Source organism: Flavobacterium cheonanense (assembly GCF_039539185.1).
GTDB lineage: Bacteria > Bacteroidota > Bacteroidia > Flavobacteriales > Flavobacteriaceae > Flavobacterium > Flavobacterium cheonanense.
The window spans coordinates 604,338-627,523 of record NZ_BAABCT010000002.1; the positions used below are offsets into that span (position 1 = coordinate 604,338).

Consider the following 23,186-nt stretch of genomic DNA (forward strand, 5'->3'; position numbering starts at 1 on the left):
ATATCTAATATCAAATTTGAATGTTTAATTTTTAATACATATTTTTATGGAAATTCCTAAAATCATTGGAGCTGGATTAGTAGTTATTGGAGTTGGAATGGGTATCGGTAGAATCGGTGGTTCTGCAATGGACGCTATTGCTCGTCAACCAGAAGCTACTGGAAAAATTCAAACAGCTATGCTTATTGCAGCTGCCCTTATTGAAGGTATTGGATTCGCTGCTTTATTTGCAGTTTAATTCAAAAAATTAACAAAAGCTATAACGGTTGGTTGTAGCTTTTGTTTAAATTAAATGTTTTAAAAATATTTTATATATATGGAAAAATTAATAGAACAATTTTCGCTAGGTTTATTTTTTTGGTCAGCATTAATCTTTATAGGGTTAATTTTAGTACTTAAAAAATTCGCTTGGAAACCAATTCTTGATGCTGTAAACGAAAGAGAAGAAGGAATCAAAAACGCATTGCTTTCTGCTGAAAATGCAAAAAAAGAAATGCAAAATCTTAAATCAGATAATGAAAAATTATTAGCTGATGCAAGAGCTGAAAGAGACTTGTTGATGAAAGAAGCTCGTGAAATCAAAGAAAAAATGATTAACGATGCTAAATCTGAAGCTCAAGCAGCTGGAGAAAAAATGATTTCTCAAGCTAAAGCAGCTATCGAAAGTGAAAAAAATGCAGCTATGACAGAATTGAAAAATCAAGTTTCTTCTTTGTCATTAGAAATTGCTGAAAAAGTATTAAGAGACGAATTATCTAACAAAGAATCTCAAACTAAATTAGTTGAGAAAATGTTAGGTGATGCTAAATTAAACTAATCATTATGTCTAGAGCAGCGATTAGATACGCAAAAGCAATTTTAGATATTGCTCAAACTTCAGGAAAAGCTGAAGCAGTAAATAATGATATGAAATCTATCGTTACAGCTGTTGCAGAAAGTACAGAGTTAAAAGATTTTTTATCAAGTCCTGTTATCAAAATGGATGTGAAAAAATCAGCTATATCTGAAATATTTTCAAATGTTCAAGCTGAAACTCAAAGTTTATTCAACTTGTTGTTTGAAAACAAAAGATACGAAATTCTTGAATCAATAGCCGTTCAATACACTAAGTTGTATGATGTAAGTAATGGAGTTGAAGTTGCCAAAGTAACAACAGCTTTCCCAATTACTGCTGAATTAGAAACTAAAGTATTGGCTAAAATCGCAGAATTTTCAAAAAATAAAATTACAATTGAAAATATAGTAGATCCTTCTATTATTGGTGGATTTATTTTAAGAGTTGGCGACCAGCAGTATAATGCTTCTGTAGCAGGCAAATTGAGTGAATTAAAACGTGAATTTGCAAATTAATTGATATGAAAAAAGTAGTATTTATTTTTGTTGTTTTATTTTCTTTTTTAGGATTTAGTCAAGATATTAAATTAAAAAAAGGAGAAGTTCTTGTTGACGAAAAAGCATGGTTGAATTACGATGGTTGTGGTGGTTTTAGTCAAAATTGTAGTTTAATGTTGGCTTCGAATAAAGAAGAAGTTATTTACATGAATCTTGTTATAGTTCCAGGTGTTGAGCCAATTACAAATTACAACAAGAATGGTGAATTGAAATACATTGAAGTTAAATTTCTAGGTCTGAATAGAACAATTGAATTAGATATGACCTTTAAAAAGGCAATTGGTATTCTTTATAATTCAAAATGTATAAATGAAGATGGTACTTTTGATGAAGATAAGGTTCAAAGATTAATTGAAAAATATGGAACTCCTTTTTCAGATAGATTAAACAAAACGACGACAAATAATAATACGAATACAGTTATAATAAAAGAAGAGCCAAGAAGATCAGGCGTTAATATAAACATAGGTAGATAATCATAAATATTATGGCAGAAATTAAACCTGCTGAAATTTCAGCAATATTAAAAAAACAATTATCTGGTTTTGAATCAGGTGCATCGTTAGAAGAAGTAGGAACTGTACTTCAAGTGGGTGATGGTATCGCTCGTGTTTACGGTTTATCAAATGCTCAATACGGAGAGTTAGTACAATTCGAAAACGGATTGGAAGCTATCGTATTGAACTTAGAAGAAGACAACGTAGGAGTTGTACTTTTAGGACCATCTACAGGAATTAGAGAAGGTTCTACAGTAAAACGTACGCAACGTATTGCTTCTTTAAAAGTTGGTGAGCAAATCGTTGGTCGTGTGGTAGATACATTAGGTAATCCAATCGATGGTAAAGGACCAATCGGTGGAGAACTTTATGAAATGCCATTAGAAAGAAAAGCTCCTGGAGTTATCTTTCGTCAACCAGTAACAGAACCATTACAAACAGGTATCAAGTCAATCGACGCGATGATTCCAGTTGGTAGAGGTCAACGTGAGTTGGTTATTGGTGACCGTCAAACAGGTAAAACAACTGTTTGTATCGATACTATCTTAAATCAAAAAGAATTTTATGATGCTGGTCAACCAGTATTTTGTATCTATGTTGCAATTGGACAAAAAGCTTCAACTGTTGCATTAATTGCAAAAACATTAGAAGAAAAAGGTGCAATGGCTTACACAGTTATTGTTGCTGCAAATGCTTCAGATCCAGCTCCAATGCAAGTATACGCTCCAATGGCAGGTGCTGCAATTGGTGAATATTTCCGTGATTCAGGTCGTCCTGCTTTGATTATCTATGATGATTTATCAAAACAAGCTGTTGCTTACCGTGAGGTGTCTCTTTTATTAAGAAGACCACCAGGTCGTGAGGCTTATCCTGGAGACGTTTTTTACTTACACTCTCGTTTATTAGAAAGAGCTTGTAAAGTAATTGCTGATGATGATATCGCAAAAAACATGAACGATTTACCAGACAACTTGAAAGGTATCGTAAAAGGTGGTGGTTCGTTAACTGCTTTACCAATTATCGAAACTCAAGCTGGAGACGTATCTGCATATATCCCAACAAACGTAATTTCGATTACAGACGGACAAATTTTCCTTGATGGAGATTTGTTTAACTCTGGAGTTCGTCCTGCAATTAACGTAGGTATTTCGGTATCTCGTGTTGGAGGTAACGCACAGATTAAGTCAATGAAAAAAGTTGCTGGAACATTAAAATTAGACCAAGCTCAATTCCGTGAATTAGAAGCTTTCGCGAAATTTGGTTCTGATTTAGATGCGGTTACTTTAAACGTAATTGAAAAAGGTAGAAGAAACGTTGAAATCTTAAAACAAGCAGTAAACGATCCTTATACAGTAGAAGACCAAGTAGCAATTATCTACGCTGGTTCTAAAAACTTGTTAAGAAATGTTCCTGTAAATAAAGTTAAAGAATTCGAAAATGATTATATCGAATACTTAAATAACAAACACAGAGACACGCTTAATGCTCTTAAAGCTGGTAAGTTGGATGACAACATTACTGATGTTTTAGAAAAAGCAGCTAAAGAAATTTCAGCTAAATATAATTAATTATAAGTGAAAAGTGAATAGTGATTAGTAAAAAGCTAATTACTATTTACTTATTACTAATTACTAGAAAAAAATGGCAAACTTAAAAGAAATCCGTAATAGAATTACTTCCGTTCAGTCAACGATGCAGATTACATCGGCGATGAAAATGGTTTCTGCTGCAAAGTTGAAAAAAGCACAAGATGCAATTACAGCAATGCGTCCATATGCTGAGAAGTTAACGGAATTATTACAAAGTTTAAGTGCAACACTTGATGGTGAAGTAGGCGGAAGCTTTACATCGCAACGTGAAGTGAAAAAAGTATTAATTGTTGCCGTAACTTCTAATAGAGGTTTGTGTGGTGCTTTCAATACCAATGTTATCAAACAAGTAAAATCAATTGCCGAATCTTATCAAGGAAAACAAGTAGATATTTTTGCTATTGGTAAAAAAGGTGGTGATGTACTAGCTAAAACAAATACTATTTTAGCAAGTCAAAATTCTATTTTTGATAACTTAACATTCGAAAATGTTGCTCAAATTGCTGAAGAATTAACTCAAAAGTTTACTTCTGGTGAGTACGATAAAATCGAAATTGTTTACAATCAGTTTAAAAATGCTGCAACTCAAATAGTTCAAACCGAACAATTTTTGCCATTAGCACCTGTTAAATCTGATAAACCAGTTTCAACAGGAGATTATATTTTTGAACCTTCTAAAGAAGAAATTGTTTTAACATTAATTCCAAAATCTTTAAGAACTCAATTGTACAAAGCAATTCGTGATTCTTTTGCATCAGAACATGGAGCTCGTATGACAGCAATGCATAAAGCAACGGATAACGCAACAGAATTAAGAAACCAATTGAAATTAACATACAATAAAGCACGTCAAGCTGCAATTACTAACGAAATCTTAGAAATCGTTGGTGGAGCAGAAGCTTTGAAAGGATAAGGAAAAATTTTTAATTTTTTCAAATCTTCAAAAATGCGAAGCTTTGAAAGGTTAATTTAATTCAAAATAAAATTAAGGAAGAGTCAACATTTGTTGGCTCTTTTTTTATTACATCAATTTAATAACTATTTTTGTTTCACATTAAATAAAATCACTTTGAGTTTATACAAAAATCTTTTCAAGCAAACACTAATCTATGGTTTGGCAACTGTTTTGCCACGAATGATAAGTTTTATGCTTAATCCATTATACGTTGATAGATTGCCAAAACAAGAGTTTGCCGATGTCTCTATTGTCTTTGCTTGGTTGGTTTTTTTTAATGTAATCTTATCTTACGGAATGGAAACCGCATTCTTCCGATTTTATAATAAAGACGAAAACAAGAAAAGCGTTATTTCAACTGCTACCGTTTCTATTTTTTGGTCGTCAATTTCATTTTTGTTTCTTGCCTTGATTTTTAGAAACACATTATCACATTTGGCTGAAATAAAAGTCGAATACATAACATACACTATTTGGATATTAGTTCTCGATGCATTAGTAATCATACCTTTTTCGAGATTGAGAGCAACTAAAAGACCAATGCAATATGGAATTATTAAAATTGCTAATGTGTCTTTAATGATGCTTTTAAATTTGTTCTTTTTAATTTTTTTACCTGAAATTGCAGAGTCAAATCCTGAGGGTTTTTTTAATACTATTTACTTTGAAAATTTTCAAGTAGGTTATATTTTTATTTCTAATTTAATTGCAAGTTTGTTAACTTTTATTGTGCTTTCTCCAGATTATTTCAAGATAAATTGGAAATTCGATTTCAATCTTTGGAAACAAATGATGCAATATGGGTATCCAATTTTGATTGCTGGAATAGCTTTTGCCATCAACGAACATTTTGATAAAATTCTTTTAGATTGGATGAATGTTCCAAAAGCTGATATTGGAGCTTATTCTGCCTGTTATAAAATTGGAATGTTCATGGTTTTATTTAGAACAGGTTACACACTTGGAATCGAACCTTTTTTCTTCAGTCATGCCAGCAATGAAAACGCACCTCAAACTTATGCAATGATTACAAAGTATTTTGTTATTTTCGGGTCGTTTATCACGCTTTTTGTTATCATTTTTATTGATTTATTAAAACTGCTATTAGTACCAAGTGAAGAATATTGGGATGCAATAAAAGTGGTTCCATTAATAGTTTTAGCGAATTTCTTTCTTGGTATTTATACTAATTTATCGGTTTGGTATAAGTTAATTGATAAAACAAAAATCGGCGCTTACATATCCATAATTGGAGCAATAGTAACTTTGTCATTGAATTATTTATTAATCAAAGAATTCAGTTATTATGGATCAGCAATTGCAACATTGGCAGCTTATGGAACGATGATGATAATATCCTATAAAATGGGGCAAAAGAAGTATCCAATTCCATATGAAATCAATACGATTTTGAAATATTTGGGCTTATCCATTGCCTTTTCAGCTATTGCTTTTTATATTCCTTATTTGAGAGAAAATTATCTTGTGAAAATCGTTTTACTTTCGCTATTTTTATATTTCATTTACAGAAACGAAAAGGAAACACTTTTAAAAATCATCAAACGAAAATAATAAATCATGACGATTAAAATTATAAATAAATCACAACACGAACTACCTAATTACGAAACCATTGCCTCTGCAGGAATGGATTTACGTGCTAATATTTCAGAACCAATTACCTTAAAATCTTTAGAAAGAACTATTGTAAAAACAGGACTTTTTATTGAATTACCAATAGGTTACGAAGCACAAGTAAGACCAAGAAGCGGATTATCTGCAAAAAAAGGAATCACCGTTTTAAATTCACCTGGAACAGTCGATGCCGATTATCGTGGCGAAATCGGAGTTATTTTAGTAAATTTATCCAATGAAGATTTTATCATCGAAAATGGTGAAAGAATTGCACAATTAATTATCGCCAAACACGAAAGAGCCGAATGGATTGAAGTACAAGAATTATCTGAAACTTCTCGTGGAGAAGGTGGTTTTGGTTCAACAGGAGTGAAATAAGAGATCAGTTTTTTTACAGTTACAACAATACAATATACAACAATACAATATACAATATTCAAAGTATGAAAATAATAGTACCAATGGCAGGTCGTGGTTCAAGATTACGTCCGCACACATTAACGATTCCAAAACCATTAATTCCTATTGCAGGAAAACCTATCGTTCACCGTTTGGTAGAAGATATTGCTGGTGTTTTAAATCAACCAATAGAAGAAGTAGCTTTTGTAATTCACGAAAGTTTCGGTAAAAAAGTAGAAGAAGAATTAATTGCAATCGCCGAAAAACTTGGCGCAAAAGGAACAATTTATTATCAAAATGAAGCGCTTGGAACAGGTCATGCTATAATGTGTGCAAAAGATTCTTTGAGTGGTCCAGCAGTAATCGCTTATGCTGATACTTTAATTCGAGCTGATTTTGACTTAGACCAAAATGCTGATAGTGTAATTTGGGTAAAACAAGTTGATCAACCTGAAGCTTTTGGAGTTGTCAATTTGAATTCCAATGGAGAAATAATCGAATTGGTTGAAAAACCAAAAGAGTTTGTTTCTGATTTAGCAGTGATAGGAATATACTATTTTAAAGATGTTGCCGTTTTAAAAAATGAGTTGCAATCAGTACTTGATAATAACATCATTCATGGAGGTGAATATCAAATTAATGATGGAATCAAACAAATGATGGCAAAAGGCATGGTATTTGTTCCGGGTAAAGTAGACGAATGGATGGATTGCGGAAATAAAGATGTAACGGTTGACACCAACAACAGAATGTTAGGGTTTTTACATAATGATGGTGAAAATTTAGTTTCGAGTGATGTAAAATTAGAAAATTCAACAATAATTCCACCATGTTATATAGGTGGAGATGTATATTTGATAAATTCAACAGTTGGTCCAAATGTCTCTTTAGGTAAAGGTTGTCATGTAATTGACAGCTCAATAAAAAATAGTTTAGTTCAAACACATTCAAATATTAAAAATGCCAATTTAGACAACGCAATGATTGGTAATCATGCTACTTTTGATGGCAAATTTACAAGTATTAGCATTGGAGATTATTCCGTTTTAGAATAATTCCTTTGCGGCTTTCAAAACTTAATAGGTTTAAATAGTATAAAGTTAAATTTGGTGAAATTTTTTCTATATATTGAATTTGTGCAAATTCGTGCAATTCGTGTAAAATAATAAAATGAAAAAAATAGTTTTATATAGTTTTCTTTTCGGAATGTTTTTCATTCCAAACGTTCTTTTGGCTCAAACCGAACCAGAAGACGTTGCTACTGTTTCTGATGAATTTGAAAATTACTACTATGAATCTCTGAAACAAAAAGGCATCGAAAACTATGACAAAGCTATTGAAGCACTAGAAAAGTGTAAAAATATTCAACCAGAAAATCCAATTGTGTTTTTTGAATTAGGTAAAAATTATCTTTCTCAAAAAAAGTATAAAGATGCATACGATAATTTTGAAAAAGTGACCAAAATTGATCCCAAAAACCGTTGGGCTTGGGTTGGAATGTATGACGTTTGTTACGACACAAGAGATTATAATCAGGCAATAATTATTGTTCAAAAATTAGTTGAATTCAAACCCGATTATAGAGAAGATTTGGTTTCATTGTATATGAATACGCAGCAATTTGACAAAGCATTAGATTTGATAAACGAGTTGAATGAAACGGTTGGAAAATCTGAAAAACGTGAATTATATAAAGCTGATATCTTACGCGATGCTAAATACCAAGGTTCTGAAAAAGCCAATCTTATCGATAAAATAAAAAAGAATCCTAAAGATGAAGCTAATTATATTGCTCTAATTTATATGTATTCTCAAAGCAATCAAGAAGAAAAAGCTTTAGAAATTGCCAAGCAATTAGAAAAAGAAATTCCAACTTCCGATTGGGCTCAAGTAAGTTTATTTAAGTTTCATATTAATAACAATGACGGAGACAAAGCAGTAAAATCAATGAATACTGTCTTAGCAAGTGATAAAATAGATAAGAAAATTAAGCATCGTATTTTGAATGAGTTTTTAATTTTTTCAAAGAATAATCCACAATACGATAAAGATTTAGACAAAGCAATTGGTTATTTTGATAACGATAAAGAAGTAAAAGTTGCTAAGGAAATAGCTAAATTTTATCAATCTAAAAAAGATTGGACCAAAGCAATAAAGTATTATGAAATGCATCTAAAAAATGCAACAGATGATATGGAAACCATTCTACTTTTAATGCAAGCTTATACAGAGAATTTGCAGTTTGATAAATTAGCAAAAATATCTGAAGAGCAATTGCAATTGTTTCCAACACAACCTCAGTTGTATTATTATAATGGATTGGCAAACAATCAATTAAAAAATTATAAAAAAGCAAAAGATGTTTTAGAATCAGGAATAGATTTTATAATAGACGATACTATTTTAGAAATCAATTTCAACCTTCAATTGGGTGAAGCGTCTAATGGATTGGGAGATATGAAGAAGAAAGATTTATATTTTTCTAAAGCCAACCAATTAATTGAAAAACAAAAAAGAAAATAGTAAACACGCCATTCAGTTTGATTATCTATGAAAAAATACCTTGTCCTTTTCGTTGTTATTTTTCTAGCATCTTGTAAACCTAAAGCTGTTTTGGCAGAAGGTAGTGCAAGTAGTACCTTATCTGCAGATAAAATAATAGAGAATCATTACAACAATAAAACAGATTTTTCTACATTATATATTAAAGCTGGTGCGAGATATGAAGATGAGAAAAACACTCAAAATGTTTCAGCAGAAATAAGAATAAAGAAAAACGAAAAGATATTAGTAAGTATTAGGGTTTTAGGAATAACTATGGCTAAAGCTTTAATTACACCAACATCAGTTCAGTATTATGAAAAGATTGGAAACAAATATTTTGAAGGCAATTATGAAGGATTAAGCCAATGGCTTGGAACCGATTTAGATTACAACAAAGTAGAAAATATGTTTCTTGGAAAAGCATTGGATGATTTGCATAAAGAAAAATATGCAGTTTCAATCATGGAAAAACTGTATAAATTAGAATCAAAGCCTGAGGAGAACACCAACAAATCTTTTTATTTTGAAAGCGAAAATTTTTTAATAAAAAGACAAGAAATCAATCAACCTTTTCAAGATAGAACGTTGCAAATTGCTTATCCCGATTATAAAAAACACAATGAAATGATTTTACCTTTATCTTTGGCAATTAATGCCCGACAAAAGAAAGGGAATACAAAAATCGATATTGAATATAAAACGGTTACATTCAACGAGGATTTATCATTTCCTTACAGTGTTCCTGAAGGATATGAACGAATTTACATTGACAAGATATAATGGTTATGCAAAAAAAATTAGTCACATTATTTTTAGTTTTACTTACTTCATTTGCTTGGAGCCAACAAAGTCAGGAAGAACTTGAACAGAAAAAAGCTAAAATTCAAGACGAAATTCGTGAAAAAGAACGCCTGCTTCAAGAAGTTAGAGGTAAAGAAAAATCGGTAGTAAAATTACTTCAAATTCAAAAAGAGAAAATTGGATTGAAAGAGAAACTAATCAATACAACAGCTAAGCAAACTAAGTTGTTGAGTAATGACATGTACATCAATCAACTTCAAATAAATAAGTTGAATAGAGAATTGGTAGTACTAAAAGACGATTATGCAGAAATGATTTTGAAGTCTTATAAAAGTCGTTCGCAGCAGAGTCGAGCTATGTTTATGTTATCATCAGAAAATTTCTTGCAAGCCTACAAAAGATTGCAATACATGAAACAATACTCTAGCTACAGAAAAATGCAAGGTATTGAAATCAAAGATAAAACTGATAAACTAGCAGATTATAATAAAAAATTAAGCGGACAAAAAACGGAGAAAGAAAAACTTCTTGCTGAGCAAGAAAAGCAACGTCAAGATTTAGAAAAAGAAAAGCAGGAACAAGAAAAAATCGCCAATAGCTTAAAGAAAAATAAAAAACAAATTACAGCTGAGATTAAGAAAAAGCAACAAGAATACAGAAAAATTGATGCTCAAATTCAAAAGTTGATTCGTGATGCGATTGCCGAAGCCAATAAAAAAGCAGCTGCAGCAAAGGCTAAAGCCAATCCAAAAACAACAACCGCTGCTGAAACTAAAAAAATTGAAACATCTACTAAAATTGTTTTAACACCAGAAGGACAATTGGTTTCGAATAATTTTAAAGCTAACAAAGGAAGATTACCTTGGCCAGTAGAAAAAGGAACTATTACTTTAGGTTATGGTGATCAACCACATCCAGTTTATAAATCTTTAATCATTCACAATAGTGGTCTCGAAATAACCACAGAATCTGGTTCTAATGCACGAGCTGTTTTTAGTGGAGAAGTAACTAAAGTAATTGTAATTTCGCCTTTAAACAAAGCTGTTTGTGTGCAACACGGAGATTACTTTACTATCTATCAAAATCTTGGAAGTGTAAATGTAAGTGCCGGTGATAAAGTATCGACCAAACAAGTGTTAGGAAAAGTACGAACCAATGCCGAGGGTAAAACAGTGTTGAAGTTTATGATTTCTCAAAATACAACTTACACCAATCCTTCACAATGGATAAGTAGATAAAAGAAAAGTCCGCAATTAGCGGACTTTTCTTTTTATAAAAACAATGCTTTCAATTCAGTAGCATCGTGTGGATTCATTTTTCCTGCCAGGACTAAACTTAATTGCTTTCTTCTTAAAGCTGCGTCAAATCTTGATTTTTCTTCCTCAGTTTGCGGTTCTAATGGTGGAACGGCAACTGGGTTTCCTGTTTCGTCTACGGCCACAAAAGTGTAGATGGCTTCATTGGCTTTAGTTTTATTTCCAGATTCTCTATCTTCAATCCAAACGTCTAGAAAGATTTCCATAGATGATGTAAAAGCTCTTGAAACTTTTGCTTCAATAGTAACCACACTTCCCAAAGGAATAGAACGGTTGAAAGCTACGTGATTGACAGATGCAGTTACTACAATTCGTCTAGAATGTCTTCTTGCTGCAATACTTGCTGCTCTGTCCATTCTGGCTAATAATTCACCACCAAAAAGATTATTTAATGGATTTGTTTCACTTGGCAACACTAAGTCGGTTAACGTTGTTAAAGAATCTATAGGATGTTTAGGAGTCATAGTTTTTTTTTATTTCATACAGTTCGACCTTATGGTCTCGGGTGCAAAGGTAGTAATTATAGTATTTTAATAAAGGAACAAAAAACAAAAAATCCCGAATATATCGGGACTTTTCTATAATTCTTGAATTAATAACCAAGCTTCTGGATTATGTGATTTTTTTATTCTTTGCATTTCATTTTGAGCTTCTGTGTAGGAAGAAAAACTCTTGTAAACTACAGGAAATAATCCATGTTTATTTTGAGGAATTCTTCTTGCAGGATAACCTAATTTTAGAAGTAAATCATACATCTTCTCTGCATTTTTCTCCATTTGAAAAGCACCAGCTACAACATGGTAAGGCATTTTTCCTTCAGAAACGGTAAGTGTTACAGCAGGAAGTGGATTGCTAATGATAAAAGTAGCCTCTTGAATTTTTTGTTCAACTTGTTTTTGAACTTTTGTTTGAACTGCTAATGTTTCTTGTTGTATTTGATTTTGATAATACTGATTTCCAAAGAAACCACCAGCACCAAGTAATCCAGCACCAAGAACAAAAATGGCTGCATATTTTAAGAAATTACCCGAACTTCTTTTTTCTGGAGTAAAAGCAATCGGAGCTTTTTCCTCAAGAACTTCAATTTCTTCTTTGTAAACTTCACGTTTTACAGCAGGCGAAACATATGTCGTTAATCCGAAAGAAGAAGTCAAATAATTAACTTGATCTGAAGGTACAAAAACTAAATTTCGTTCAGCATTTAAGGAAAGATCACCAATATTTTTAATAGTAATAGCACCAAAATCATTCAACTTAGATTTCCATGCAGCCACTTGATTTTCAATTATAGTAACTGCTACTTCATAACTCATTTTTTCAGCTTGAGCGATATGATTAGCAAGTAAACCGTCATTATTTTTCAAATAAGCATTGAAAGAAATCAATTTCTTTGGTGGATAAAACGAATGCGAATCTTGATGCAATTGCGCCGATTGGATTTCGGTTAAAAAAGCACCAAATCCTGGAACAGTTACACATTGGTAACGATATAATAATTGTGATATGTATTGATCCATCTTCATAATGACAAATTTAATTATTTAATGTGGAATGCAAAATTTTATCAACAAACTTTGTTAACAATTTTTATTGTTCTTACTTTTGGAGTCATATTTATACACACCATACAGATTTAATATAATGAACGACACAGAATTACTGCACTTATTGGCATTACTAAAAGTAGATGGCGTTGGCGATATTGTTGCCAAAAAATTGCTCACTCATTGCGAAAATGCCCAATCAATCTTCAAAACCAAAGCCTCTAAACTAACTTCAATTGACGGAATTGGTAAAACTTTAATTAAAAGTTTGAAAGATAAATCGGTTTTTAAACAAGCCGAAGAAGAACTTCGTTTTATTAAAGACAACAACATTAATTTGATTTATTATCAAGATAAAGAATATCCTAATCGACTCAAACATTGCATTGATAGTCCGGTTTTAATGTTCTCTTCTGGAAAAATGGATTTGAACAATCAGAAGATAATCAGTATTGTTGGCACTCGTGAAGTTACTTCTTATGGTACCGAGTTTTGTAAAAAATTAATCGAAGATTTAGCACCATTAAATCCAATCATCGTTAGCGGATTTGCCTATGGAGTTGATATCGTTGCTCACAAAGCTGCTATGGATAATAATTTGCAAACTATTGGTGTCATTGCCCATGGATTGAATCAAGTTTATCCAAAAGTGCATAAAAAATATGTTGCCAAAATGGAAGAAAATGGAGGTTTTCTAACCGAGTTTTGGAGCACATCAAATCCTGAAAAGGAGAATTTTGTGAAACGAAATCGCATCGTTGCCGGAATGAGCGAAGCTACTATTGTAATTGAAAGTGCAGAAAAAGGTGGCTCGCTAATTACAGCCAATTTAGCCAATGATTACAATAGAGATGTCTTTGCCGTTCCAGGAAGAATTTCTGATAAATTTAGTCAAGGTTGCAATAATTTGATTAAAACCCAACGCGCCCATTTACTAACATCAGCAGCTGATATTCTTTACATTCTAAATTGGGAATTACAACCTAAAGAAGAAAAAGTAATTCAAAAACAGCTTTTCATCACTTTAGAAAGCGACGAACAAAAACTCTACGATTATCTTATAAAAAACGGAAAGCAACTACTTGATGTAATTGCTCTCGATTGTGATTTTCAAGTTTTTAAAACCGCATCTATTTTATTGAATATGGAACTAAAAGGAGTTGTTAGACCTTTGCCGGGAAAATTGTTTGAAGTGGTTTAGGTTATTCAAATCCTAGTTTTACTCTAACTCTTCCTAAAACTTCATTGGCAATTAAATGAGCTTTTTGAGCACCTTTTTGCAACAAAGCATCAACTTCTTCAAGATGGTTGATGTAGTAATTATATTTTTCTCTTTGGGTTTTAAATTTCTCGCAGATCAACTCAAACAAAGCTTGTTTGGCGTGACCATAACCATAATTTCCACCAAGATAATTTTGTCTCATGCTTGCAACTTGCTCCTCATTAGCTAGTAATTTATAAAGAGCAAAAATTTTGCAAGTATCTGGGTTTTTTGGTTCTTCAAGTGGCGTGCTATCACTTTCAATTGACATAACTTGTTTGCGCAAAGCTTTGTCATCAAGGAAAATATCTATAATATTTCCACGAGATTTACTCATTTTATTTCCGTCAGTTCCGGGAATGTACATGGTTTCTTCTTGCACTTTTCCTTCAGGAATAACAAAGGTTTCACCCATTTGATGATTAAATCTTGAAGCTACATCACGAGTAATTTCAATATGTTGCATTTGGTCTTTTCCAACAGGAACAAAGTTAGCATCATACAATAAAATATCAGCAGCCATCAACATTGGATACGTAAACAATCCTGCGTTTACGTCTTCCAGTCTATCGGCTTTATCTTTAAATGAATGTGCTAATGTCAATCTTTGAAAAGGAAAGAAACAACTCAAATACCATGACAATTCTGCCGTCTGAGGCACATCGCTTTGACGGTAAAAAGTTACTTTATTGATGTCTAAACCACAAGCAAGCCATGCAGCAGCAGTACTATAAGTGTTTTTTCTTAGCGTTTCACCATCTTTAATTTGAGTAATGGAATGTAAATCGGCTATAAACAAAAACGATTGATTATCAGGATTATTAGATAACTCAATTGCCGGAATGATAGCTCCAAGTAAATTGCCTAAATGTGGTGTGCCTGTGCTTTGTACGCCTGTAAGTATTTTTGCCATAATTGCTGAATTGATTTCAGTATCAAAATTTATTTTATGCAAAGTTAAACCTTTGTAGTATAATTTGCATACTATTACTTATTTTTGACGCTATGAGATTGCTAAAAATTATTTTTTGGGTCCTTTGGCGCGTTTGGTTTTACATTTTAATGGGTGCGCTTATTTTAATAATGTTACCTTTTCTGTTACTTTCAATTTTGAAAGAAGAATGGTATCCTTATTTTTTTGTGATGGCAAGAATTTGGGCTAAAGGCATTCTTTTAGGGATGGGTTTTTATACTAAAATTGAGAGAGAGCAAGAGTTAGAAAAAGGCAAAAGTTATATGTTAGTAGCCAATCACACTTCAATGACCGATATAATGTTGATGCTTTCTATTGCTCAAAATCCTTTTGTTTTTGTGGGAAAAAAAGAATTGTCTAAAATTCCACTTTTTGGATTTTTTTACAAACGTACTTGTATTTTAGTAGATAGAAGTAGCCAAAAGAGTAGAATGGAAGTTTTTGCAAGAGCTCAAAAACGATTAAATCAAGGTTTGAGTATTTGTATTTTTCCTGAAGGCGGTGTTCCTGATGAAGCTGTAATGTTAGATGAATTTAAAGATGGTGCTTTTAAATTAGCAATAGAACATCAAATTCCAATTGTTCCAATGACCTTTGCTGATAATAAAACTAGAATGTCTTATACTTTTTTAAGTGGTAGTCCAGGAATTATGCGAGCAAAAGTGCATAGGTTTTTTGATACAAAAGGAAAAACATTAGAAGATAAAAAAGTTATAAAAGAAGAAATACATTCCATTATTTTGAAACAATTGGAAGATTACAGTAAATAAAAAAGAGCGCCTAACTAAAGCGCTCTTTTCCGTTATTACTCGAAAGCAATAACACCACTTAACTAATTTTAACCTAACATGTATTAAAAAGTATAATTTATTCCTGAGTAAACACCAAACACAAATGGTTTGAAATTTCCTGCATCGTTATTAAATGTATTTATTTGATATTTAAATACTGGTTCGATGCGCGCCTCAAGACGTTTAAAGAAACCATATTTTAATCCTAATCCTAAATTACCACTAAAGTGAACATTGTTCAAATTGTTTGCTTCACCGATTTTCAAATTCAACTCCGATGATTGAAGATAAACCTCATTTCTATTAAGAACTAGTGTACTCATTCCTCCAATTAAATCAATTCCGAAATTCTTATCTAAAATTTTGTAGGTAACTTCCAGAGGCATCTCTATGTAACCTAATTTTTGATTTAAACTGCCTTCAAATTTTTGAAAAGATCTATTATATAAAGTGTTTACATTACTCAGACTTTCAATAACTAAAAGTGATCCAGGTACATTGGGATTTAGACCACTCAATCTGCTGCTTACGGTTGGATTTTGATAATACAAAATTCCATTAGTATCGTAGTCAACATTTAAAATATTAACTCCAGTTCTTATTTTTATTTTTTTATTAACTGCATAATTTACACCAATGCCATAACTAATATTCTCAGCCGAATAGACTTTATCATTGTTTACTAATTTACTGTCAAGTGGTGAACCATTTGAAGTTGAACTGAAATAAATAGGCGCAACATTAGACGTAACTTGCCACCTATTTATTTTTTGTTCAGTAACTGTTTGCTTTTCTTTTTCAATTAGCAACTCTTCCAACGCATTTGGCTCAGCACTAGCAATTGATGCTGAGTCAATTTTTTTAATTATAGGTTCATCTGTTTTTGGTGTTAAAACAGAAGTTTTTCTATCTGATGTTGTATTCTTTACAATAGAATTATTCTCTTTTGATGGATTTACAACTTTATCAATAACACTATTATTTTTTTCTTTTTCTTTGGTTTCTTGTTGAACTAGAACTTCGTTACTTGACGAATTATTAGTTTTATTTTTTTCTTTTAAATCGTTATTTTTTTCAAAAGCAATTTCATTATTAGAATTAATGTTGCTCATTTTCAACGATGTTTTTCTATTCTTATCTTTTTTAGAACCATTGTTTACAAGTTGACTATCTGAATTTGATTTAATTTTATCAGTTTCAACCAATGGTTTTTTATTGATTTCAGAATTAGCAACCTGAGTTCCATTATTTGACTTAACGTCAAGTTTATTTATTTTAGAATTTGTTTTATTGTTCTTGTCAGATTGTGAATTTGTTTCTTTTACAACAACTACATTATTTACGTTATTATCAGATGAAATGGTTTTTGAATTATCAGAATTTGTGGTTTTACTTCCGTTAGTAACAACTGGATTTGTATTTTTTTCTACAGAATCTTTTGAATTTTCTTTATCATTTTTCTCCTGATTTACAACCGAATTTTCATTGTCATTAGTTGTGTTCAAACTGTTGTAAGTAAAAAAACCAATTACTAAAGCAGCAGCAATACCCGATAGTTTCCACCAAAACGGAATAACTCTTCTTTTTTTCTTTTCTTTTAATTTGAGTTCGATGTTTTCCCAGATAAATTCTTCTGGAGTAACCTCATGATTTTCAAATTTTTCTTGAAAGAGATTGTTTATATTTTTTCTTTCACTCATTTTATTGAAGGCATTTTTACACTGCCGGTATTATTTTCAATTTTTTCTTTCAATATCAATTTTGCTCTTGATAAATTCGATTTAGATGTTCCTACAGATATACCTAATGAATCGGAAATTTCTTGATGTGAATAATTTTCAAAAACACTAAGATTAAAAACCAATCGATATCTATCTGGTAATTCTTGAATAATTTTCATTAAAAAATCCATGGATACACCATCTTCTATTTCAATTTCAACTTCTTCGGCAATATCTTCGTCTATCGGGCTTAAAAAACTTTTATTTCTATATTGTTGAAGAGCTTGATTTACCATCACTCTTTTTATCCAACCATCAAATGAACCTTTAAATTCAAAAGAATTAATTTTTTCAAAAACTAATAAAAAACCATCTTGTAAATTATCTTGAGCTTCTGCATAATTGCGTGAATATTTTAAGCATACTGAGAACATTTTTGGAGCAAATTGCCTGTATAATTGTTCTTGTGCTTTGATATCGTTTTTTTTGCAATCATGTATTAATTTTTCTAAACTCAAGAGCATTATTTTAGTGGTCTACAACTACATCGTATTCTATAAATTGATTAACGCCTTGAACATCTTTTCCATTCCAGAATTTAAAATGATACGTTCCTAATGACTTTGGTTGAAAAGGTAAATTCAATTCTATGTCTGTTTGATTATCTATTGTACAATTATCTTGTCTTACAATTAAGCTTTCAATAGCAACTGTTCTATTAAAATCAAATGATTCATAATAAAATTTATTAAACAAATGGCAAGTTGAGGGTCTTTTGTAAATAACGGTGATGTTTGTAGTACTGTCTTTTGCAAACTCAGTAGGCATAATTACTTGATCTACTGGATTTATTTCATAAGAGTAGGATTGATCTTCGGATACCTCGCAAGAGAAGATGCTAAAGGAAATAAGTATTAGTAAAAATAATTTTTTCATTTGTAATTTTTTTATTTTTAAGGTTGTTTTTAAATATATGTAAAATTTATTTTTAAGCTGTCAAATAAGGTTTCACCTTTTTAATCGTTGGTGTTTATCTCACAATTGTTTTATTTTTAACTGGTGTTAAATGATATTTTCATTTCATAAGTTTATCTAACTGAAAATTATTTTATATAAACAAAATGTAAACTATTTAATGTCATTGTTTTATATTAATATTAATTTAAAAATTAAATAATAAAGTTAGCAGTTTCAAACAAATTTTTTCTCACTAAAGTATAGATACAAAAAGCACAAAAAGGTTGCGTATAAATATAAAAAAAAATCCGCCGAAGCGGATAATTTATTTTTAAGCGTTATTTTCTTTGATCAATGCTTTGATTTTCAGTTCTAATTCGTCTGCCAATTCTGGATTGTCTTTTATTAATGCTTTTACTGCATCTCGACCTTGTCCTAATTTGGTTTCACCATAGCTAAACCATGAACCAGCTTTTTTGATTACTTCAAATTCTACAGCTAAATCAAGTATTTCACCAGTTTTAGAAACGCCTTCTCCATACATAATGTCAAATTCAGCAGTTTTAAATGGTGGCGCAACTTTATTTTTAACCACTTTTACTTTAGTTCGGTTTCCGATAACATTTTCACCATCTTTAATTTGTGATGAACGACGGATATCTAAACGAACAGAAGCATAAAATTTTAATGCATTTCCTCCTGTTGTAGTTTCAGGATTTCCAAACATTACTCCGATTTTCTCTCTCAACTGATTGATGAAGAAAACAGTACAATGTGTTTTACTAATTGTTCCTGTCAATTTTCTCAAAGCTTGCGACATTAAACGAGCGTGTAATCCCATTTTAGAATCACCCATTTCTCCTTCAATTTCACTTTTTGGAGTTAAAGCAGCAACCGAGTCAATAACCACAATATCAATTGCTCCTGAACGGATAAGATTTTCAGCAATTTCTAATGCTTGTTCACCATTATCTGGTTGCGAAATAATTAAATTTTCAATATCAACACCCAATTTTTCAGCATAATTTCTATCAAAAGCGTGTTCTGCATCAATAAATGCTGCAATTCCACCAGCTTTTTGAGCTTCTGCAATAGCATGAAGTGTTAAAGTAGTTTTACCTGAAGATTCTGGACCATATATTTCTATAATTCTTCCTTTTGGGTAACCGTTTACACCTAAAGCTAAATCTAAACCTAACGATCCCGAAGAAATAGTTTCTACTTCTTCAACGGCTTTATCGCCCATTTTCATTACGGTTCCTTTTCCGTAGGTTTTGTCTAATTTGTCAAGCGTAAGTTGTAACGCTTTTAATTTTGCATCTTTTTCTGAACTCATCTTTTCTATATTTTTGGCTTTTAAAGTTGTAAAAATAATTAAAAAAAGAATGTAAATGAAGTTTATATAAATGAGTTTTAAACAATTCCATCCAAAATATATTTATTACTTTAGCCAACAATTTTTTTCAACTATGGAAAAGCTTTTTTCTTATCCAATTTCGGTAATTTATTATTTGTGTTTTGGATTGTGTTTGGTGATTTTTCATCCAATTCAATGGATATGTTTCAATGTGTTTGGTTATCAAGCACACAAAAAAAGTGTAGATTATCTTAATTTTTTTCTTGTAAAATGTACTAATCTTTTAGGAACATGGTTTCAATTTAGAAACATCAATAAAATTCCTAAAGGTGTTCCTATAATTTTTGTGGCAAATCACCAAAGTATGTATGATATCATCGGAATGATTTGGTATTTAAGAAAATTTCACGCCAAATTTGTAAGTAAAAAAGAACTAGGAAAAGGAATTCCGAGTGTTTCTTACAATTTGCGTCATGGAGGTTCGGTTTTGATTGATAGAAAAGATCCAAAACAAGCTATTCCAACCATTAAAGGTTTATCAGAATATATTGAAACACACAAACGATCTGCAGTAATTTTTCCGGAAGGAACTAGAAGTAAAGACGGAAAACCAAAAGAATTCGCACAAAGCGGATTAAAAATATTGTGTAAATACGCTCCTTCTGCCTATGTTGTGCCAATTTCTATAAATAATTCGTGGAAAATGGTTAAATTTGGTGCTTTTCCAATGGGTTTAGGAAATCGATTAGAATTTATCATTCACGAACCAATGGCTGTAAAAGATTTTTCATTTGAAGAATTAATGCAAAAAACAGAAAAAGCAATTGTTCAATCGTTAAAATAATAATCAGATTTTATTTTGTCTCAAATCTAAAGTCTACAACATAAATAAAATGTCAATAAAAAACATGCGTCTGGAAGTGATGCAATTTCTAGAAAACAAGGTTGATGACTTTGTTGATCAATTTTTAATTCCAGTTGAAAAAATATGGCAACCTTCAGATTTAATTCCTGATTCTCAAAGCGAAAATTTCTTTGAAGAAGTAAAGGAATTACAAGAAATTGCTAAAGATTTACCTTACGATTTCTGGGTAGCAATGGTAGGAGACACTATTACCGAAGAAGCACTTCCAACCTACGAATCGTGGTTAATGGAAGTAGAAGGAGTTGATAATGAAGGAAGAAATGGTTGGTCAAAATGGGTGCGTCAATGGACTGGTGAAGAAAATAGACATGGAGATTTATTAAACAAATATCTTTATCTATCGGGAAGAGTAAACATGCGTGAAGTTGAAATCACAACACAACATTTAATAAATGATGGTTTTGATATTGGCACTGGAAAAGATCCTTATAAAAACTTTGTTTACACTAGTTTTCAAGAATTAGCCACTTATGTTTCTCACAACAGAGTTTCGCAAATTGCTAAAGATTATGGCGATAAAAAATTATCAAAAGCTTGCAAATTAATTGCTGGCGATGAAATGCGTCACCATCATGCATATTCTGAATTTGTTAATCAAATTTTTAAAGTTGATCCTTCCGAAATGATGTTGGCTTTTCAATACATGATGAAACAAAAAATCACAATGCCTGCTCATTTCTTAAGAGAATCAGGACAATCTATAAGTACAGCTTTCAATCAGTTTTCAGATTCTGCACAAAAATTGGGTGTTTATACAGCCAATGATTATGTTGATATTATGCAAAAATTAATTGAAAAATGGCAAATAGACAAAATCTCTGGATTAACTGATGAAGCCGAAAAAGCAAGAGATTATTTGATGAAATTACCTGCAAGAATGGCCAAAATTTCTGAAAGATTAGTTTTGCCTGAAGAAAATTATATTTTTAAATGGGTGCAACCTGCTTTGATAAAGTAAACTTTCAAAAAATAGCAATATTAAAATTCCAAATTCCAATTTTATTTAGAGTTTGGAATTTTTTATAAAATGTAAAATGAGTATAATAGATAACACGATTTTATTTGTAAGGCAAAAACTAGAAAATGCTGAAGCTGGTCACGATTGGTTTCATATTGAAAGAGTTTACAAAAATGCTTTGTTAATTGCTCAAGATGAAGTTTGTGATATTCAAATTGTAAAACTTGGAGCACTTCTTCATGATATTGCCGATAGTAAATTCAATGATGGAGACGAAACCATTGGACCAAAAGTTGCCAGAGCTTTTTTAGAATCTCAAAAAGTTTCTGAAGAAATCATTGTTCATGTTGTAAATATTATCGAAAATATCTCTTTCAAAGGAGGAAATTTTGAAAAGAAGTTTAATTCAATTGAATTAGAAATTGTTCAAGATGCTGATAGATTAGATGCTATCGGAGCCATCGGAATTGCAAGAACATTCAATTATGGTGGATTCAAAAATAGACAATTGTATAATCCTGAAATTGCTCCTAAACTCAATATGAGCAAAGAGGAATATAAAAAAAGTGAAGCACCAACAATCAATCATTTTTATGAAAAATTGTTGTTGCTAAAAGATAAAATGAACACCAAAACCGGAAAACAATTAGCTCAAGAAAGACATAAATTTATGGAACTTTTCTTGTCTCAATTTTATGCAGAATGGGATGGTGAGAAATAGTATTCAGTCGCAGTTTTCAGTTGGCATTCACTGCGACTGAAAACTGAAAACTGCGACTTATAATTATTTTCCTTTAAATTCAGCTTTTCTTTTTTCTAAAAATGCAGTAGTTCCTTCTTTAAAATCTTCTGTTCCGAAGCATTTTCCAAAGTTTTTTATTTCAGTTTTATAACCATCAACGCCGTCTTTGAAATTGGCATTTATTGCTTTTATCGCATATCCAATGGCGACTGGAGAATTACGCATAATTTTAGAAGCAATTCCTTTTGCAAATTCTATTAATTCTGCTTGAGCAACTACATGATTGACTAATCCATACGTTTTAGCAGTTTCGGCATCAATCATTCCTGCGGTCATTACTAATTCCATAGCGCGACCTTTTCCTACTAGTTGAGGTAATCTCTGCGTTCCGCCATAACCTGGAATTACTCCTAGTGAAACTTCAGGTAAACCCATTTTTGCATTGTCTGAGGCTACTCTAAAATGACATGCCATTGCCAATTCTAATCCGCCACCAAGAGCAAATCCGTTTACGGCTGCAATGACTGGAGTTTTTAAATTTTCTACAAAATCGAATAATAATTCTTGACCTTGTTGTGCTAATTGCGCTCCTTCTTCTACAGAAAAATTAGCGAATTCAGAAATATCTGCACCGGCAACAAATGCTTTTTCACCTTCACCGGTTACAATAATAACTTTGGTAGCAGCATCTGCATCTAATGTTTCAAAAGCGTTGTGTAATTCTTGAATAGTTGCCACATTCAAAGCATTTAATTTTGATGGACGATTAATGGTAATTTGACTAATTCCGTTTTCTGAGGTAATAAGAATGTTTTCGAAGTTCATGATT

25 protein-coding genes are annotated in these 23,186 nt (G+C 31.3%); 17 read left to right on the forward strand and 8 right to left on the reverse strand.

The window, feature by feature from the left end:
- Window positions 1–46 precede the first annotated feature (46 nt).
- The 12 genes from ABD766_RS06205 (at window position 47) to ABD766_RS06260 (ending at window position 11,050) form a co-directional block, all read left to right on the forward strand.
- A complete protein-coding gene (locus tag ABD766_RS06205; protein WP_298306898.1) occupies window positions 47–238 on the forward strand; it encodes an ATP synthase F0 subunit C in 192 nt (63 codons plus the stop codon).
- Window positions 239–316: 78 nt separating this feature from the next.
- Window positions 317–817 carry a F0F1 ATP synthase subunit B gene (locus ABD766_RS06210; protein WP_344815850.1) on the forward strand — a complete coding sequence of 167 codons (501 nt, stop codon included), beginning with the start codon at window positions 317–319 and terminating at the stop codon, window positions 815–817.
- Window positions 817–1,350, forward strand: coding sequence for an ATP synthase F1 subunit delta (gene atpH / locus ABD766_RS06215; protein ID WP_344815986.1), 534 nt, complete (start codon window positions 817–819; stop codon window positions 1,348–1,350). The genes ABD766_RS06210 and atpH overlap by 1 nt, the downstream gene beginning before the upstream one ends.
- 5 nt (window positions 1,351–1,355) lie before the next feature.
- Entirely contained in the window at window positions 1,356–1,868 is a 513-nt protein-coding gene (locus ABD766_RS06220; protein ID WP_344815851.1) for a hypothetical protein, read from the forward strand.
- A gap of 11 nt (window positions 1,869–1,879) precedes the next feature.
- Window positions 1,880–3,457 (forward strand): F0F1 ATP synthase subunit alpha, encoded by a 1,578-nt coding sequence (gene atpA, locus ABD766_RS06225; protein WP_344815852.1) that lies wholly within the window; start codon window positions 1,880–1,882, stop codon window positions 3,455–3,457.
- Window positions 3,458–3,530: 73 nt separating this feature from the next.
- Complete coding sequence (gene atpG / locus ABD766_RS06230; RefSeq protein WP_298306908.1) at window positions 3,531–4,391, forward strand: ATP synthase F1 subunit gamma; 861 nt, start codon at window positions 3,531–3,533, stop codon at window positions 4,389–4,391.
- Window positions 4,392–4,547: 156 nt separating this feature from the next.
- Entirely contained in the window at window positions 4,548–6,005 is a 1,458-nt protein-coding gene (locus ABD766_RS06235; RefSeq protein WP_344815853.1) for an oligosaccharide flippase family protein, read from the forward strand.
- A gap of 6 nt (window positions 6,006–6,011) precedes the next feature.
- Window positions 6,012–6,446: a dUTP diphosphatase gene (gene dut, locus ABD766_RS06240; protein ID WP_344815854.1), complete on the forward strand. Its 435-nt coding sequence runs from the start codon at window positions 6,012–6,014 to the stop codon at window positions 6,444–6,446.
- A 65-nt stretch (window positions 6,447–6,511) separates the two neighbouring features.
- Window positions 6,512–7,522: a sugar nucleotidyltransferase gene (locus ABD766_RS06245; protein ID WP_344815855.1), complete on the forward strand. Its 1,011-nt coding sequence runs from the start codon at window positions 6,512–6,514 to the stop codon at window positions 7,520–7,522.
- Between the two features lie 115 nt (window positions 7,523–7,637).
- Window positions 7,638–8,990, forward strand: a complete 1,353-nt coding sequence (locus ABD766_RS06250) for a tetratricopeptide repeat protein (protein WP_344815856.1) — start codon at window positions 7,638–7,640, stop codon at window positions 8,988–8,990.
- A 27-nt stretch (window positions 8,991–9,017) separates the two neighbouring features.
- The gene (gene lolB1, locus ABD766_RS06255; RefSeq protein WP_344815858.1) at window positions 9,018–9,791 is read left to right on the forward strand and encodes a lipoprotein insertase outer membrane protein LolB1; all 774 of its coding nucleotides are present in this window, start codon (window positions 9,018–9,020) and stop codon (window positions 9,789–9,791) included.
- 5 nt (window positions 9,792–9,796) lie between these two features.
- Window positions 9,797–11,050, forward strand: coding sequence for a murein hydrolase activator EnvC family protein (locus ABD766_RS06260; protein WP_344815859.1), 1,254 nt, complete (start codon window positions 9,797–9,799; stop codon window positions 11,048–11,050).
- Between the two features lie 32 nt (window positions 11,051–11,082).
- Here the strand turns inward: ABD766_RS06260 and ABD766_RS06265 are convergent, their stop codons facing one another.
- Both ABD766_RS06265 and ABD766_RS06270 read right to left on the reverse strand, forming a co-directional pair.
- The gene (locus ABD766_RS06265) at window positions 11,083–11,592 is read right to left on the reverse strand and encodes an acyl-CoA thioesterase (protein WP_298306928.1); all 510 of its coding nucleotides are present in this window, start codon (window positions 11,590–11,592) and stop codon (window positions 11,083–11,085) included.
- 114 nt (window positions 11,593–11,706) lie between these two features.
- Entirely contained in the window at window positions 11,707–12,651 is a 945-nt protein-coding gene (locus tag ABD766_RS06270; RefSeq protein ID WP_344815860.1) for an HU domain-containing protein, read from the reverse strand.
- A gap of 118 nt (window positions 12,652–12,769) precedes the next feature.
- Here ABD766_RS06270 and dprA point away from each other — a divergent pair, with 118 nt between their 5' ends.
- A complete protein-coding gene (gene dprA / locus ABD766_RS06275; RefSeq protein ID WP_344815861.1) occupies window positions 12,770–13,873 on the forward strand; it encodes a DNA-processing protein DprA in 1,104 nt (367 codons plus the stop codon).
- A gap of 1 nt (window position 13,874) precedes the next feature.
- On the opposite strand, the gene trpS is transcribed toward dprA, so the two are convergent.
- A complete protein-coding gene (gene trpS / locus ABD766_RS06280) occupies window positions 13,875–14,846 on the reverse strand; it encodes a tryptophan--tRNA ligase (RefSeq protein WP_344815862.1) in 972 nt (323 codons plus the stop codon).
- 92 nt (window positions 14,847–14,938) lie between these two features.
- Between trpS and ABD766_RS06285 the strand changes: the two genes are divergently transcribed.
- On the forward strand, window positions 14,939–15,676 hold the full coding sequence (locus tag ABD766_RS06285) for a lysophospholipid acyltransferase family protein (RefSeq protein ID WP_344815863.1): 738 nt from the start codon (window positions 14,939–14,941) through the stop codon (window positions 15,674–15,676).
- An 83-nt stretch (window positions 15,677–15,759) separates the two neighbouring features.
- On the opposite strand, the gene ABD766_RS06290 is transcribed toward ABD766_RS06285, so the two are convergent.
- The 4 genes from ABD766_RS06290 to recA form a co-directional block, all read right to left on the reverse strand.
- On the reverse strand, window positions 15,760–17,397 hold the full coding sequence (locus tag ABD766_RS06290) for a hypothetical protein (protein ID WP_344815864.1): 1,638 nt from the start codon (window positions 17,395–17,397) through the stop codon (window positions 15,760–15,762).
- Window positions 17,394–17,936, reverse strand: coding sequence for an RNA polymerase sigma factor (locus ABD766_RS06295; RefSeq protein ID WP_344815865.1), 543 nt, complete (start codon window positions 17,934–17,936; stop codon window positions 17,394–17,396). The genes ABD766_RS06290 and ABD766_RS06295 overlap by 4 nt, the downstream gene beginning before the upstream one ends.
- 10 nt (window positions 17,937–17,946) lie before the next feature.
- Window positions 17,947–18,354, reverse strand: a complete 408-nt coding sequence (locus ABD766_RS06300) for a hypothetical protein (protein WP_344815866.1) — start codon at window positions 18,352–18,354, stop codon at window positions 17,947–17,949.
- Between the two features lie 352 nt (window positions 18,355–18,706).
- Window positions 18,707–19,711, reverse strand: a complete 1,005-nt coding sequence (gene recA, locus ABD766_RS06305) for a recombinase RecA (protein WP_298117848.1) — start codon at window positions 19,709–19,711, stop codon at window positions 18,707–18,709.
- 133 nt (window positions 19,712–19,844) lie between these two features.
- Here recA and ABD766_RS06310 point away from each other — a divergent pair, with 133 nt between their 5' ends.
- The 3 genes from ABD766_RS06310 (at window position 19,845) to ABD766_RS06320 (ending at window position 22,336) form a co-directional block, all read left to right on the forward strand.
- Complete coding sequence (locus tag ABD766_RS06310; RefSeq protein WP_344815867.1) at window positions 19,845–20,576, forward strand: lysophospholipid acyltransferase family protein; 732 nt, start codon at window positions 19,845–19,847, stop codon at window positions 20,574–20,576.
- A gap of 49 nt (window positions 20,577–20,625) precedes the next feature.
- On the forward strand, window positions 20,626–21,615 hold the full coding sequence (locus tag ABD766_RS06315) for an acyl-ACP desaturase (protein WP_298308663.1): 990 nt from the start codon (window positions 20,626–20,628) through the stop codon (window positions 21,613–21,615).
- Window positions 21,616–21,691: 76 nt separating this feature from the next.
- A complete protein-coding gene (locus ABD766_RS06320) occupies window positions 21,692–22,336 on the forward strand; it encodes an HD domain-containing protein (RefSeq protein WP_344815868.1) in 645 nt (214 codons plus the stop codon).
- 63 nt (window positions 22,337–22,399) lie between these two features.
- Here the strand turns inward: ABD766_RS06320 and ABD766_RS06325 are convergent, their stop codons facing one another.
- On the reverse strand, window positions 22,400–23,182 hold the full coding sequence (locus ABD766_RS06325; protein WP_344815869.1) for an enoyl-CoA hydratase/isomerase family protein: 783 nt from the start codon (window positions 23,180–23,182) through the stop codon (window positions 22,400–22,402).
- Between the last annotated feature and the right edge of the window lie 4 nt (window positions 23,183–23,186).